The following is a 14,360-nucleotide window of genomic DNA, read 5'->3' as shown; positions in this document are numbered from 1 at the left end:
GTAATCTGCGCATATGGGAGATTGGTGGCAGCGGAACGTCGTCGAACCGGGCAAACTGCCGCTGCTCCTCGCCCTCGGCGCCTTCGTGCTGACGTTCGTGATCACCCGGATCGTCACCCGGCTGATCCGGGCGGGCAAGGGCCCGTTCGGGAACGTGGAGACGGGCGGGGTGCACATCCACCACGTGGTCCCCGGGGTCGTCCTCACCGTCGTCGGCGGCTTCGGCGCGGTCGCCGGCGGGCGGCACGGGTTCGGGTCCGCCCTCGCGGCGGTGGTCTTCGGCATCGGGGCGGGGCTCGTCCTGGACGAGTTCGCGCTGATCCTGCACCTCGACGACGTCTACTGGACCGAGGCCGGCCGCCAGAGCGTGGAGGTGGTGGTGATCACCGCGGCGCTGGTCGGCCTGGTCCTCGCCGGCTTCACGCCGTTCGGTGTGGACAACCTCTCCCAGGACGAGTTGCAGGACCGCACCAACGTCATCGCGACCGTGGCGGGCAACTTCCTCTTCTCCCTCCTCGCCCTGGCCAAGGGGAAGGCGCGCCTCGCGATCTTCGGCGTGATCGTCCCGCTCGTCGCCCTGATCGGCGCCGTCAGGCTGGCCCGGCCCGGCTCCTTCTGGGCCCGCCGCTTCTACGGCCGCCGGCCGCGCGCCCGGGCCAAGTCCCGCCTGCGGGCCTACCACCACGACCGCCGCTGGTCCGGCCCGCGCCGCGCCCTCCAGGACTGGATCGGCGGCCGCCCGGACCCACCGCGGCTGTGAGGGTCGCGGGGTGCCTCCGGCGGTGGCGCGGGGTGCCTGCGGGTGCCTCCGGCGGTGGTGCGTCGTGCCTGCGGCGGCCTGTGGGGGTTCGGTGGGGGTGCGCGTAGCGCCTTCGGTGGTCTGTGGGTCGGGGCCGCGCCGGGGGGTGTCCGTCCTCGGAACGGCGCGGAATCGGTCGGCCACAGAAGTACCCGGCGCGGACGCGCCAACCGCTGCGGGCGGACACCCCCCGACACGTCCCCTTCCCGCCGTACGCGACTGACGGCCATCGCCACTTCGGGCTCCGCTGAGCTGCGGGCCGCTGCCGTGCCGCCGTAGCTGCGGGCAGTCGTGCCGCTGGGGCGGCACGGGTGGGCGCAGCGGCACCCCGGCAGCGCCGGGCTCCGCGGCCCACCCCCGGCTCGCGCCCACGCCGGGTACCCCCTCCAGTGCCGGGCTGCGCTGCCCACCCCCGGCCCGCGCCCGCGCCGGGCACCCCGCCGGCGCCGGGCCGCGTCACCCACCTCCGCCGCACACCTCCGGGGACCCGGCAACGCCGGGCTCGTTCACTCGCCCGTGTCGGAGACCTCCGGTAGTTCCGCCGCCAGTGCCGCCGCCGCCTGGACCAGCGGCAACGCCAGTAGACCGCCCGCGCCCTCGCCCACCGTCACGCCCTGCGCCAGCAGCGGCTCCAGTGCCATCCGGTCCAGCGCCTTCGCCTGCCCCGGCTCCCCGCTGTCGTGCGCCGCCAGCCACCAGTCCGGCGCCCGGAACGCCACCCGCTGGCCCACCAGCGCGCACGCCGCGGTCACCACGCCGTCCAGGATCACCGGCACCTTCCGCACCGCACTCTGCAGCAGGAAGCCCGTCATCGCCGTGAGGTCGGCGCCGCCCACCGTCGCCAGCAGCTGCAACTGGTCGCCGAGCACCGGCCGCGCCCGCCGCAGCGCGTCCCGGATCGCCGCGCACTTGCGCATCCACGCCAGGTCGTCGATGGCCAGCCCGCCGCGGCCGGTGACGACCGACGCGTCCGTCCCGCACAGCGCAGCGACCAGCACACCCGCCGCCGTCGTCCCGCCCACGCTGACATCGCCGAGCACCACCAGATCCGTGCCGGAGTCGGCCTCCTCGTCGGCCACCGCCACCCCGGCCCGGAAGGCGGCCTCCGCCTCCTCGAGGGTCAGCGCGTCCTCGACGTCGATGCGCCCGCCGCCGCGCCGCACCCGGTGCTTCACGACCTCGGCCGGAAGCGTCTGCGGGTCGCAGTCCAGGGCCATGTCGACCACCCGCACCGGCACCCCGAGGCGCCGCGCGAGCACCGACACCGGCCGGCCGCCCTCCAGCACCTCGCGCACCAGCTCACCCGCGCCGCCCGCGGGCCGCGCCGACACGCCCAGCTCGGCGACCTTGTGGTCACCGGCGAAGAGCACCACCCGGGGCCGTTCGACCGGCCGTACCGGCACGGCGGACTGCGCCGCGGCCAGCCACTCACCCAGGTCGTCCAGTCGGCCCAGCGACCCGGGCGGCACGACCTGACGCTCCCGGCGCGCCTCTGCGTCGCGGCGCACCCCGCCGTCGGGGCGCTCGATCAGATCGGTGAAGTCGTCGAGATTCAGCGAGCTCATTCGCCGAACAGTACCGGCCCCGGTCGAACACCACGGAGGTCACATCCGCACCGCGCCGGACCGGCGTCGTTGCCCTCCGGATCGCCATCCCCTACGTAACGTTTTGCGCTGGATTGTCGTACGCCATCCTCCACCCGTCGGGAGCCGCCCATGTCCGCGCACTTCGCCCCCTCGGTGCCGCCTCCCCTGCCCCAGGTGCCTCCCGTCCCCCTCTACGGACCGCACCGCGCGGACTGCCCCTGGTGCGGCTCGCGGCGGCTGCGCTCCCGGCCCGGCCGCCAGGGCCCGCGGCAGGGCGCACCCACCCGCTCCGTCCTCGACCGGTGCCGGGACTGCCGGCACACCTTCCGCAACCCCCTGCTCGCGCCCCGGCCCGAACACCCCGCCGTCCGGGCCGGCATCCGCCTCAGACACGTGCTGGCCGCCCGCGCGCTGCTCCGCCGCTGTCCCGAGCCCGAGAGCTGGCTGGACGTGGGCACCGGCGACGCCGACTTCCCCCGCAGGGCGCGGAGATACTTCCCGTACACCTCGTTCGACGGCGCGGACCCCACGCACCGGGTCCTGCGGGCCCGCGCGGCCGACCGCGTCGAGGAGGCGTACGTCGGCCGGCTGACGGACCCGCACATCGCCGCCCGGCTCCGCGCCCGCTACGACGTCGTCAGCCTCTTCCACCACCTGGAACGCGTCCCCAACCCGCGCGCCGAACTGCACGCAGCCCTCCACGTCCTGCGCCCCGGCGGCCATCTCCTCCTGGACGTCGCCGACCCGCGCCGCCTGTTCGCCCTGCCGCCGGGCACCTCGCACCCGGTGGGCCTGCGCGCCGAGCTGGAGGCCCGCGGCTGCACGGTCCTCACCGGCGAGCGGGACCCCCGTCTCATCGCCCGCAAGGAGGCGTAGCCGTCAGCCGCGCAGCACCAGCGCCTGGCCCGCCACCACCAGCAGCACCTGCTCGCACTCGTCGGCGAACGCCGCGTTCAGCCGCCCGAGTTCGTCCCGGTAGCGGCGGCCCGACGCGGTGGCCGGCACGATCCCCGACCCGACCTCGTTCGACACGGCGACGACCGTGCGCCGGGTGGCGCGCACCGCCTCCGTCAGCTCCCGCACCCGGTCCCGGAGCGCCCGCTCCCCGCCGTCGGCCCACTCGGCGTCGTCCCACGCGCCGACGGCGTCCATCGCGTCCGTCAGCCACAGCGACAGGCAGTCGACGAGCAGCGGCGGCCCGTCGTCCTTCAGCAGCGGGACCAGGTCGCAGGTCTCGACGGTGCGCCACGAACCCGGCCGGCGCTCGCGGTGCGCGCAGACCCGGGCCGCCCACTCGGTGTCCCCGTTGCGGGAGCCGCCGGTGGCCACGTACAGCACGCCGGGGAAGGACTCCAGCCGCCGCTCGGCCTCCACCGACTTCCCCGACCGGGCCCCGCCCAGCACCAGCGTCCGCCGCGGCACGTCGGGCACGTCCTCGTACACGCCCACCGTCAGCGTCGTCCCGTCCGGCACCGCCCGCGCCCCCGCCGCCGCGAGCCGCCGCGCCAGTTCCCGGCCCGGCGGCACGTCGTGGCCGAGATGGACGGCGACGACGTCCGTCGTCGGCCCCGCCGCGCCCACCGCCCGCAGCTTCGCCAGCGCGTCCGGGCGCCCCACGAGGTCCGCGAGGACCAGGTCGTAGGGTTCGGCGGGCTCCTCCAGCCCGGCCGGCGCCCCGCCCGGCGGCAGATACAGCAGCCGCTGTCCGTCCGGCCCGGTCACGGCGTACCCGGTGCCCGGCGCGTCCAGCGCCACCGCCCGCACCCGGTGCCCCGTCAGCAGCGCCAGCTCCCTCCCGTCCGGCACCCGCCCCGGCTGCGGCAGCCCGGCCGGCACCTCCACGGCGGGGCCGTCGTGCGGGTGCGACAGCAGCACCTGCCGTACGCCGCTCAGGGAGTGCCCGGCGCGCGCGGCGGCGAACGCGGCACCGGGCGTCAGGTCGAGGAGCAGCGCCCCGTCCACCAGCAGCGCGGTCGCCGCGCGCGCGTTCTCGCCCTGGGCCGCGGCACACGCCGCGCAGGGACAGTCGGGGCGGGGGAGTCCCGCGGGGGCACCGGTGCCGAGCAGAGTCACGTCCACGCCCCGATTTTCGCCGGTCACCCCACGACGTGCGCGCCCGAGGCCCCCGAGTTACGCGGCCGGCCCCCGCGGTCGTGCCCCGGCCTTCTACGACGCGCCCGGCTCAGCGCATAGGCTGCGACCGGGAGCCGGACCAAGATCCGGCTTCCGCTCTGCATGTGCTCACATCTTGGAGGCGTACATGGCGGCATGGACGTGGCGGTTCGAGACGGCCGGCGGGACGGAGGTCCAGCCCGCGGTGCAGCCCGAGGAGTTCACCACGCAAGGGGACGCCGAGTCCTGGATCGGGGAGCACTGGAAGGACCTCCAGGAGGGCGGCACGGACCAGGTGCGGCTGTTCGAGGACTCGACGGAGATCTACGGGCCGATGAGCCTGCACGCCGAGGAGGCCTGAACGACGGCCTGACCGGCGTCGGGGGAGGGGGCGGCCACGACAGGGCCGCCCCCTCCCGCGTCACTGCTCGCCCAGCGTCACCTCGGCGGTGCGCTTGTCGCCGCCGCGGGTGTACGTCACCTTCGTGCGCTCGCCCGGCCGCATCGACGCCAGGGCCTCGGAGAGCGACGTGATCGTGGTGATGTCCGCGTCGCCCAGCCCGGTGATGACGTCCCCGGCCCGCAGGCCCGCCTTGTCGGCGGCACCGCCCGCGACGACGCTGACGATCGCCACGCCGGCCGGCTGGTAGCCGTTGTCGACGACCGTCCGGGCGGTGATGCCGAGTGCCGCCCGTCCCGAGTCGGTGACCTTGCCGTTCTCGATGATCTGCCCGGCGATCCGCTTCACCGTCGACGACGGGATCGCGAACCCGATGCCGGGTGCCGCGCTGTCGCCGAGTTCGGGGTCGGTCGCGGCGAGCGTCGGGATGCCGATGACCCGGCCGTCCAGGTTCACCAGGGCGCCGCCGCTGTTGCCGGGGTTGATGGCCGCCGAGGTCTGCACCATGTCGGCGAGGGTCGCCCCCGTACCGCCGCCGCTGCGGGCCTCGGTGACGGTCCGTCCGGTCGCCGACACGATGCCCTGCGTCACGCTGGACGACAGCCCGAGCGGCGAGCCCATGGCCAGCACGATCTGTCCGACCTCGACCTTCGCCGAGTCCTCGAACCCGGCCGCCCTCATCCCGTCGGGCACCGTGTCCAGCTTGACGACCGCGAGGTCCTGCTCGGGGTAGGAGGAGACGAGCCGCGCGGACAGCGAGTCCTCGCTGTGGGCGGTCGTCACCTGGAAGCTCGTCCGGTCCCCGACGACATGGGCGTTGGTGACGACGTGGCCCTGGTCGTCGTACACGACCCCCGAGCCCAGGTCGTCCCCGGCCTGGATCTGTACGACCGAGGGCAGGACGTCCCTGATCACCCGCTGGTAGTCGGTCTGCAGGTCGTCGACCGCGGCCGGTGCGGCGGCCCGGTCCGCGGTGGCCTCCCGCCCGCTGCCGGTGCCGGACCCCGACCCGGCACCCGAGCCTGCCGCGGAGCAGCCGGTGACCAGTAGCAGGGAGCACGCCAGCGTGGCGACAGGGACACGGAACCGGGACACACGGGTGCGGGAAACGTCCATGCCCCGAGTCTCACGGGGTCCCGGGCGTCGTGCTTCCGTACAGCACCCGAACGAGCGCCGCCGGGGGCCCTACCCCCGCACCCCGCACAGATGCAGCAGCGCCGCGACCCCGCGGTACGGGTCCGTCCGGCCGGCCCGTTCCTCGACGGCCAGCAGCGTCTCGGGGTCGTCCGGGGCCGCGGCACCGTCGGCCGCCGTGTCCGTGAAGACCCGGACGCCGTACCAGGCGTGCAGCGGGGCGCCGATGCCCGCGAGTTTGGCCGTCAGCGTCGCCAGCCGGTCCGCGCGGACGTCCAGCCCGAGGCGGGTGGGGGTCCCCCCGTTCGAGTCGGTTCGAGAATGGGGGAGACAGGCGGTGGTGTCGAAGGCGGCGAGCGCGCCGGCCCAGTCGCCGCCCAGGCCCGGGCGCATGGCGAGGGCGTCCCCGTTGCGGACGAGCAGCGACAGCAGACCGCCCTGGGCGAGCATGCGGGCCAGCCCGGCCAGCAGCGGGTCGGGCTCCTCGACGTACATCAGCACGCCGTGGCACAGCACCACGTCGAAGCTGCCCGGCAGGAAGTGCACGCCGGTGTCCCGGCCGTCGCCCTCGATGATCCGCATCCGTTCCCGGATGCCCTCCGGCTGGCCCGCCAGGGCCTCACGCGCCGCGGCGATCATCGTGGCGTCCCGCTCCAGGCCGGTCACCTGGTGCCCGGCCCGTGCCAGCCGCAGCGCCTGGGTGCCCTGGCCCATGCCGACGTCGAGCACCCGCAGCCGCTTGCCGACCGGGAAACGGCCGGCTATCTGCTCGTCGAGCTGCCGGGCCACCAGCTCCTGCCCTACGACGTCCCGCAGACCACCCGGCTTGTCCAGCCCGGCGTCGGCCGCGCCCCCGGCGAACGGCGTGGTGCTCAGGGCCGCTCCCCGCGCTTGACCTGCGGCTTGGGCAGCCGGAGCCGGCGCATCTGCAGCGAGCGCATCAGCGCGTAGGCGACCGCGCCGCGCTTGCGGTCGTCGGGGAAGCGCTCGGCGAGGCGCTTCTTCAGCCGGAAGCCGGTGACGAGCGAGTCGAGCACGATCAGCACGATCACGACCAGCCACAGCAGCAGCGCGACGTTCTGCAGCGAGGCCACGCGGATCATGCTCAGCACGAGGATGACCACGGCCATGGGCAGGAAGTACTCGGCGATGTTGAACCGCGAGTCGATGAAGTCGCGCGCGAACTTGCGGACCGGGCCCTTGTCGCGGGCCGGCAGGTACCGCTCGTCGCCGCTGGCCAGCGCCTGGCGCTGCCGCTCCATCGCGGAGCGGCGCTCCTCGCGCTGGCGCTTGGCGGCCTCCTTGCGCGTCATCTGCGTATTGGCGACGCTGCGGCGCTGGGACTGGGCCTCACTGCGCTTGGGCGTGGGCCTGCCCTTCGGGGCCTGCGGGTCGCGGGGCTGCTTGGAGTCGGTCACCTGCGCCTTGACGGCGCTCGGGGCCTTCTCTTCCTTGGCACGGCTACGGAACACAAAACCCAAGGGTACGGGGTGGGGGAGTGTGGACCCCAGCCCGGTGGGGAACGATCCGGCAACGCCAGTCGTCCGTAAGGGGACAGAGGGGACGTAGCCGTACAGGCCCGGTCCGGGGTCGGGGACGTCTCCCCGGGGAGCACCTACTCCCTACGCCGGACCGGGAGCGTACGCAGTCGTCCTTGGGGATGAGCGCATCCGTCCCCGAACAGTGCGGTAATGGATGCAGGGCCCGTACTGTGGGTTCTGTTGCAGTCGCTGGAGCTGGAGTCGGTCAGAAGGGGGCGCGCGAAGCCCATGAGCGGTGTCATGAAGCGTATGGGGATGATCTTCCGCGCAAAGGCCAACAAGGCCCTTGACCGGGCCGAGGACCCGCGCGAGACCCTCGATTACTCGTACCAGAAACAGCTGGAGCTGCTGCAGAAGGTGCGCCGCGGCGTCGCCGACGTGGCGACCAGCCGCAAGCGCCTGGAGCTTCAGCTCAACCAGCTCCAGTCCCAGTCGGGCAAGCTGGAGGACCAGGGCCGCAAGGCGCTGGCGCTGGGCCGCGAGGACCTGGCCCGCGAGGCCCTCTCCCGCCGTGCCGCGCTCCAGCAGCAGGTGACCGACCTGGAGACGCAGCACGCCACCCTCCAGGGCGAGGAGGAGAAGCTCACCCTCGCGGCCCAGCGCCTCCAGGCCAAGGTGGACGCCTTCCGTACGAAGAAGGAGACCATCAAGGCCACCTACACGGCGGCCCAGGCGCAGACCCGCATCGGCGAGGCGTTCTCCGGCATCTCCGAGGAGATGGGCGACGTGGGCCTGGCGATCCAGCGGGCCGAGGACAAGACCGCCCAGCTCCAGGCGCGGGCCGGTGCCATCGACGAGCTGCTCGCCTCCGGTGCCCTGGACGACCAGTCGGGCATGCACAAGGACGACATCCAGGCCGAGCTGGACCGGCTCTCCGGTGGTACGGATGTAGAGCTGGAGCTGCAGCGCATGAAGGCCGAGCTGGCCGGCGGCAGCACCTCCGACCGGCAGGCCCTCGAGGGCGGCCAGGGCCAGTCGCAGCCCCAGCAGCAGCCGCAGGACACCCCGCGTTTCGACAAGCAGTAGCCCACGCCTAGGAGGGCGACATGATCGTGAGGATCATGGGGGAGGGACAGGTGGCGCTGGCCGACGGCCGCCTCGCCGAGCTGAACAAGCTGGACGACGAACTCCTCGCCGAGATGGAGAACGGTGACGGCCCCGGTTTCCGCGCGACCCTCCAGGCCCTGCTGGCCAAGGTCCGCGAACTGGGCGAACCACTGCCGGACGACTCCCTGGAGCCGTCGGACCTGATCCTGCCCTCCCAGGACGCCACCCTGGAGGAGGTCCAGGAACTCCTGAGCGACGACGGCCTGATCCCGGACGGCTCCTGAGGACGCCGCTCACCGCCGGCCGCTCCGGCACGTCGGCGACGCCGGTCACCTTCGGCCCGTCCGGCCCCTGGGCGACGGCGTCCACCGTCAGCCCGTCCGGCGTGTGAGGACGAGGCCCGTTCAGGGCCGAAGCGGGGTCCGGGGGCGCGGCCCCCGGGTCGCCCGGCGGATCGCCGGGTGCCGCACGCACCGACGTCCACCCCGCTACCGTAAATCCGCGTGAGCACCCTCGCCCGCGCCCGCTTCCGCCTGGGCGCGCACCCCTCCGCCCTGGACGCGGCCCTCGCCGCCGCCGTCCTCGCGTGCATGGTCGCCGGATCCTTCGCCGACCCGCACGGCCCCGACGGCGTCACCTGGGGCGTCCGCACCCCCGACCCGTTCAGCCTGCTGCTCATGGTGCTCGGCGCCGCCGCGCTCGTCCTGCGCCGCCGCGCCCCGCTGGCGGTCCTGGCGTTCACCGGCTGCCTCTCGATCGTCGAGTGCGTCACCGGCGACCCCCGCGCCCCCGTCGTCATGTCCGCCGTCGTCGCCCTCTACACCGTCGCCGCCACCACCGACCGCTCCACCACCTGGCGGGTCGGCCTGCTCACCATGACCGTGCTGACCGGCGTCGCCATGCTGGCCGGCCCCCTGCCCTGGTACGCGCAGGACAACCTCGCCGTCTTCGCCTGGACCGGCATCGGCGCCACCGCCGGGGACGCCGTCCGCAGCCGCCGCGCCTTCGTCCGGGCCATCCGGGAACGCGCCGAGAAGGCCGAGCGGACCCGCGAGGAGGAGGCCCGCCGCCGCGTCGCCGAGGAGCGGCTGCGCATCGCCCGCGACCTGCACGACGTCGTCGCCCACCACATCGCCCTGGTCAACGTCCAGGCCGGGGTCGCCGCCCACGTCATGGACAAGCGGCCCGACCAGGCCAAGGAGGCCCTCGCCCACGTACGGGAGGCCAGCCGGTCCGCGCTCAACGAGCTGCGCGCCACCGTCGGCCTGCTCCGCCAGTCCGACGACCCCAAGGCCCCGACCGAACCGGCCCCCGGCCTGGACCGGCTCGACGAACTCGTCGCCACCTTCCACCACGCCGGCCTGCACATCGAGGTGGCCCGCGCCGACCAGGGCACCACCCTGCCCACCGCCGTCGACCTGGCCGCCTACCGGATCATCCAGGAGGCCCTGACCAACGTGCAGAAGCACGCCGGGCCGCGGGCGAAGGCCGAGGTCAGCATCGTCCGGGTGGGACCGAACATCGAGGTCACCGTCCTCGACGACGGCGCCGGCGGGACGGACGCCCCCGCCGACGGCGGCGGACACGGGCTGCTCGGCATGCGCGAGCGCGTCACCGCCGTGCGCGGCACCCTCACCACCGGTCCCCGCTACGGAGGCGGCTTCCGGGTCCATGCGATCCTTCCCGTCAGGAACCGTGACGACGCCGCGAAGGATGCCGTATGACGATCCGTGTCCTGCTCGCCGACGACCAGGCACTGCTGCGCAGCGCCTTCAGAGTGCTCGTCGACTCCGAGCCCGACATGGAGGTGGTGGGGGAGGCGTCCGACGGCGCCGAGGCGGCACGGCTGGCCGCCGAGCACCGGCCCGACGTGGTGCTGATGGACATCCGGATGCCCGGCACGGACGGCCTCGCCGCCACCCGGACGATCAGCGCCGACCCCGCCCTCGCCCATGTCCGCGTGGTCATACTGACCACCTTCGAGGTCGACGACTACGTGGTGCAGTCGCTGCGCGCCGGTGCCTCCGGCTTCCTCGGCAAGGGCTCGGAGCCGGAGGAACTGCTCAGCGCGATCCGCGTCGCGGCCGGCGGCGAGGCACTGCTGTCCCCGACCGCCACCAAGGGGCTCATCGCCCGCTTCCTCGCCCAGGGGGGCAGCGCGGACGACGCGGACCGCGACCCGGCCCGCGCCCAGAAGCTGGACTCGCTGACCGTGCGGGAGCGCGAGGTGCTGGTGCAGGTGGCCGGCGGACACTCCAACGACGAGATCGCCGAGCGGCTGGAGGTCAGCCCGCTCACCGTGAAGACGCACGTCAACCGGGCGATGGCCAAGCTGGGCGCCCGCGACCGGGCCCAGCTGGTGGTCATTGCGTACGAATCCGGGCTGGTACGTCCAAGGGTGGAGTGATCACCACCCGGCCGTACTGCGGCGGGAGTATGCGCCGGATAAGGAAATGGACCTGGGGCCTAGGGATCCGGGGGCGTGGATGGCTCAGGGTGTGAGGTAGGCGCTCACTTGTGCCCTTCCTCCGCTCGGCCACAGAAGAGAGACCCTGATCCATGTCCTGGCTGTCGAGATTCAGCCTCGCGCAACGGGCCTTGATAGGCCTGATGTCGATCGTCGCGCTCGTCTTCGGCGCGATCGCCATCCCCCAGCTCAAGCAGCAGCTGCTGCCCACCATCGAACTGCCCATGGTGTCCGTGCTGGCGCCGTACCAGGGCGCTTCGCCCGACGTGGTCGAGAAGCAGGTCGTCGAACCGATCGAGGACAGCCTCGAAGCGGTCGACGGCGTCTCGGGCATCACCTCCACGGCCAGCGAGGGCAACGCCGTGATCATGGCGTCCTTCGACTACGGCAACGGCACCCAGCAGCTCGTCGCCGACGTGCAGCAGGCCGTCAACCGGGCCCGCGCCCAGCTCCCGGACGACGTGGACCCGCAGGTCATCTCCGGTTCGACGGACGACATCCCCACCGTCGTCCTCGCCGTCACCTCGGACAAGGACCAGCAGGCGCTGGCCGACCAGCTCGACAAGACGGTCGTCTCGGAGCTGAAGGACATCGACGGGGTCGCCCAGGTCGTGGTCGACGGCGTGCGGGACCTCCAGGTCACCGTCACCCCCGACCAGGCGAAGCTCGCGAAGGCCGGGGTGAGCCCCCTGGCGCTCACCCAGTCCCTGCAGTCGGGCGGCGCGACCGTCCCGGCCGGCTCGTTCGACGAGGGCGGCGCCAACCGCACCGTCCAGGTCGGCGGCGGTTTCACCTCGCTGGAGCAGATCCAGAACCTGATGGTCACCGGCGAGGGCGTGAAGAAGCCGGTGCGCCTCGGTGACGTCGCCACCGTCAAGGAGGAGGAGGCCAAGGCCGACTCGCTCACCCGCACCAACGGCAGGCCGAGCCTCGCCGTCGCCGTCACCATGGACCACGACGGCAGCGCGGTCGCCATCTCGAACGCCGTCGAGGACAAGCTGCCCGACCTGCGCGAGCAGCTCGGCTCCGGCGCCACCCTCACCGTCGTCAGCGACCAGGGCCCGGCGGTCTCCAAGGCCATCTCGGGTCTGACCACGGAGGGCGGGCTCGGTCTGCTCTTCGCGGTCCTGGTCATCCTGGTCTTCCTGGCGTCGATCCGCTCCACCCTGGTCACCGCGGTCTCCATCCCGCTGTCGGTGGTGCTGGCGCTGATCGTGCTGTGGACGCGCGACCTGTCGCTGAACATGCTGACGCTGGGCGCGCTCACCATCGCCATCGGCCGCGTGGTCGACGACTCGATCGTGGTCCTGGAGAACATCAAGCGGCACCTCGGCTACGGCGAGGAGCGCCAGGAGGCCATCCTCAGGGCCGTCCGCGAGGTCGCCGGAGCGGTCACCTCCTCCACGCTCACCACCGTCGCCGTGTTCCTGCCGATCGGTCTGGTCGGCGGCATGGTCGGTGAGCTGTTCGGCTCCTTCAGCCTGACCGTCACCGCCGCGCTGCTGGCGTCCCTGCTGGTGTCGCTGACGGTCGTCCCGGTGCTGTCGTACTGGTTCCTGCGCCCGCCGAAGGGCACCCCTCAGGACGCGGAGGAGGCCCGCCGCCTGGCCGAGGAGAAGGAGGCGAAGAGCCGCCTGCAGCGTCTCTACGTCCCGGTCCTGCGTTTCGCCACCCGCCGCCGCCTGACCAGCGTGGCCATCGCGGTCGTCGTGCTGATCGGCACGTTCGGCATGGCGCCGCTGCTGAAGACCAACTTCTTCGACCAGGGCGAGCAGAAGGTCCTCAGCATCAAGCAGGAGCTGAAGCCGGGCACCAGCCTCGCGGCGACCGACGCCCAGGCCGGGAAGGTCGAGAAGCTGCTCGCCGACACCGAGGGCGTCAAGGACTTCCAGGTCACCGTCGGCTCGTCCGGCTTCATGGCCGCCTTCGGCGGCGGCACGGACACCAACCAGGCCTCGTACCAGCTGATGCTGGAGGACTCGGCGAACGCCGAGGACGTCCAGGACCACATCGAGGACGGGCTCGCGAAGCTCGACGGCATCGGCACCACCACGGTCGCCGCCGGTGACGGCTTCGGCAGCCAGGACCTGAGCGTCGTCGTGAAGGCGGCCGACGCGCAGGTGCTCCGCGAGGCCGCGGAGGAGGTCCGCAAGGCGGTCGCCGGGCTCGACGACGTCACCGACGTCACCAGCGACCTGGCGCAGAGCGTGCCGCGCATCTCGGTCAAGGCCGACGCCGCGGCCGCCGAGGCCGGGTTCACCGACCAGACGCTCGGCGCGGCCGTCGCCCAGGCGGTGCGCGGCACCCCGGCCGCCAAGGCGGTCCTCGACGACACCGAGCGCGACGTCGTCATCAGGTCGGCCCAGCCCGCCGAGACGATGGCGCAGCTGAAGGCCCTGAACCTCGGTGCGGCCAAGCTCGGCGACATCGCCACCGTGCGGCTGGTGGACGGCCCGGTGTCGATGACCCGCATCGACGGTCAGCGCGCGGCGACCATCACCGCCAAGCCGACCGGCGACAACACCGGCGCGGTGGGCACGGCCCTCCAGTCGAAGATCAACGGCCTTGACCTGCCGGCCGGCGCCACGGCCGAGATCGGCGGCGTCACCGCCGACCAGGACGACGCGTTCAAGAACCTCGGCCTGGCCATGCTCGCGGCGATCGCGATCGTGTTCATGCTGCTGGTCGGCACCTTCCGGTCACTGGCCCAGCCGCTGATCCTGCTGGTGTCGATCCCGTTCGCGGCGACCGGCGCGATCGGCCTGCTGATCGCCACGGGCACCCCGATGGGCGTCCCGGCGATGATCGGCATGCTGATGCTGATCGGCATCGTGGTCACCAACGCGATCGTGCTGATCGACCTGATCAACCAGTACCGCAAGCAGGGACACGGCGTCGTCGAAGCGGTGATCGAGGGAGGCCGGCACCGTCTGCGGCCCATCCTGATGACGGCCCTGGCGACGATCTTCGCCCTGCTGCCGATGGCGCTGGGCGTCACCGGCGAGGGCGGCTTCATCGCCCAGCCGCTGGCGGTCGTGGTGATCGGCGGTCTGATCACCTCGACGCTGCTGACCCTGCTGCTGGTCCCGACGCTCTACGCGATGCTGGAGCTGCGCAAGGAGCGGCGCGCGAAGAAGCGGGCGGCGAAGCGCGGTGAGGCCCCCTCCCAGGAGGCGGCCTCCGACGACGAGCCGGAGCCGCAGCTGGCCCAGCGCTGACCCTTCGCACCACCCCGCACCACACCGGGCACCCGTCGCGTACGGGTGCCCGGTGT

13 protein-coding genes are annotated in these 14,360 nt (G+C 73.4%); 8 read left to right on the top strand and 5 right to left on the bottom strand.

Translation table 11 applies throughout. From position 1 onward, the window contains the following. Positions 1-13 precede the first annotated feature (13 nt). Positions 14-760, top strand: a complete 747-nt coding sequence (locus ACIRG6_RS01290) for a hypothetical protein (protein ID WP_364684548.1) — start codon at positions 14-16, stop codon at positions 758-760. Positions 761-1,305: 545 nt separating this feature from the next. On the opposite strand, the gene cobT is transcribed toward ACIRG6_RS01290, so the two are convergent. After that, positions 1,306-2,364, bottom strand: a complete 1,059-nt coding sequence (gene cobT / locus ACIRG6_RS01285; protein ID WP_364684550.1) for a nicotinate-nucleotide--dimethylbenzimidazole phosphoribosyltransferase — start codon at positions 2,362-2,364, stop codon at positions 1,306-1,308. Between the two features lie 150 nt (positions 2,365-2,514). On the opposite strand from cobT, the gene ACIRG6_RS01280 reads away from it, so the two are divergent. Beyond that, entirely contained in the window at positions 2,515-3,261 is a 747-nt protein-coding gene (locus tag ACIRG6_RS01280) for a class I SAM-dependent methyltransferase (RefSeq protein ID WP_364684552.1), read from the top strand. A gap of 3 nt (positions 3,262-3,264) precedes the next feature. Here ACIRG6_RS01280 and ACIRG6_RS01275 read toward each other — a convergent pair whose 3' ends face one another. Next, positions 3,265-4,464, bottom strand: coding sequence for a bifunctional adenosylcobinamide kinase/adenosylcobinamide-phosphate guanylyltransferase (locus ACIRG6_RS01275; protein ID WP_350725649.1), 1,200 nt, complete (start codon positions 4,462-4,464; stop codon positions 3,265-3,267). A 181-nt stretch (positions 4,465-4,645) separates the two neighbouring features. On the opposite strand from ACIRG6_RS01275, the gene ACIRG6_RS01270 reads away from it, so the two are divergent. Continuing rightward, entirely contained in the window at positions 4,646-4,858 is a 213-nt protein-coding gene (locus ACIRG6_RS01270) for a hypothetical protein (protein ID WP_189228162.1), read from the top strand. Between the two features lie 60 nt (positions 4,859-4,918). Here the strand turns inward: ACIRG6_RS01270 and ACIRG6_RS01265 are convergent, their stop codons facing one another. The 3 genes from ACIRG6_RS01265 to ACIRG6_RS01255 all read right to left on the bottom strand — a co-directional run bounded on the left by ACIRG6_RS01265 (position 4,919) and on the right by ACIRG6_RS01255 (position 7,542). Then, positions 4,919-6,013 carry a S1C family serine protease gene (locus ACIRG6_RS01265; protein WP_403320146.1) on the bottom strand — a complete coding sequence of 365 codons (1,095 nt, stop codon included), beginning with the start codon at positions 6,011-6,013 and terminating at the stop codon, positions 4,919-4,921. Between the two features lie 69 nt (positions 6,014-6,082). Then, positions 6,083-6,820 (bottom strand): class I SAM-dependent methyltransferase, encoded by a 738-nt coding sequence (locus tag ACIRG6_RS01260; RefSeq protein WP_364817683.1) that lies wholly within the window; start codon positions 6,818-6,820, stop codon positions 6,083-6,085. An 83-nt stretch (positions 6,821-6,903) separates the two neighbouring features. After that, a complete protein-coding gene (locus tag ACIRG6_RS01255; protein WP_318218711.1) occupies positions 6,904-7,542 on the bottom strand; it encodes a DUF3043 domain-containing protein in 639 nt (212 codons plus the stop codon). 270 nt (positions 7,543-7,812) lie between these two features. Here ACIRG6_RS01255 and ACIRG6_RS01250 point away from each other — a divergent pair, with 270 nt between their 5' ends. From ACIRG6_RS01250 to ACIRG6_RS01230, 5 genes are all read left to right on the top strand, one after another. Then, positions 7,813-8,598: a PspA/IM30 family protein gene (locus ACIRG6_RS01250; protein ID WP_267461902.1), complete on the top strand. Its 786-nt coding sequence runs from the start codon at positions 7,813-7,815 to the stop codon at positions 8,596-8,598. A 20-nt stretch (positions 8,599-8,618) separates the two neighbouring features. After that, a complete protein-coding gene (gene pspAA, locus ACIRG6_RS01245) occupies positions 8,619-8,903 on the top strand; it encodes a PspA-associated protein PspAA (RefSeq protein WP_189228165.1) in 285 nt (94 codons plus the stop codon). Between the two features lie 219 nt (positions 8,904-9,122). Then, complete coding sequence (locus ACIRG6_RS01240; protein WP_364684559.1) at positions 9,123-10,343, top strand: sensor histidine kinase; 1,221 nt, start codon at positions 9,123-9,125, stop codon at positions 10,341-10,343. Next, entirely contained in the window at positions 10,340-11,026 is a 687-nt protein-coding gene (locus ACIRG6_RS01235; RefSeq protein ID WP_350725640.1) for a response regulator transcription factor, read from the top strand. Before ACIRG6_RS01240 ends, ACIRG6_RS01235 begins: the two co-directional genes overlap by 4 nt. A gap of 152 nt (positions 11,027-11,178) precedes the next feature. Then, positions 11,179-14,304 (top strand): efflux RND transporter permease subunit, encoded by a 3,126-nt coding sequence (locus tag ACIRG6_RS01230; RefSeq protein ID WP_364817686.1) that lies wholly within the window; start codon positions 11,179-11,181, stop codon positions 14,302-14,304. Positions 14,305-14,360: the final 56 nt, after the last annotated feature.

This window comes from Streptomyces flaveolus (assembly GCF_044765825.1).
Taxonomy (GTDB): domain Bacteria; phylum Actinomycetota; class Actinomycetes; order Streptomycetales; family Streptomycetaceae; genus Streptomyces; species Streptomyces flaveolus.
This window is presented reverse-complemented; position numbering and strand designations above follow the sequence as displayed.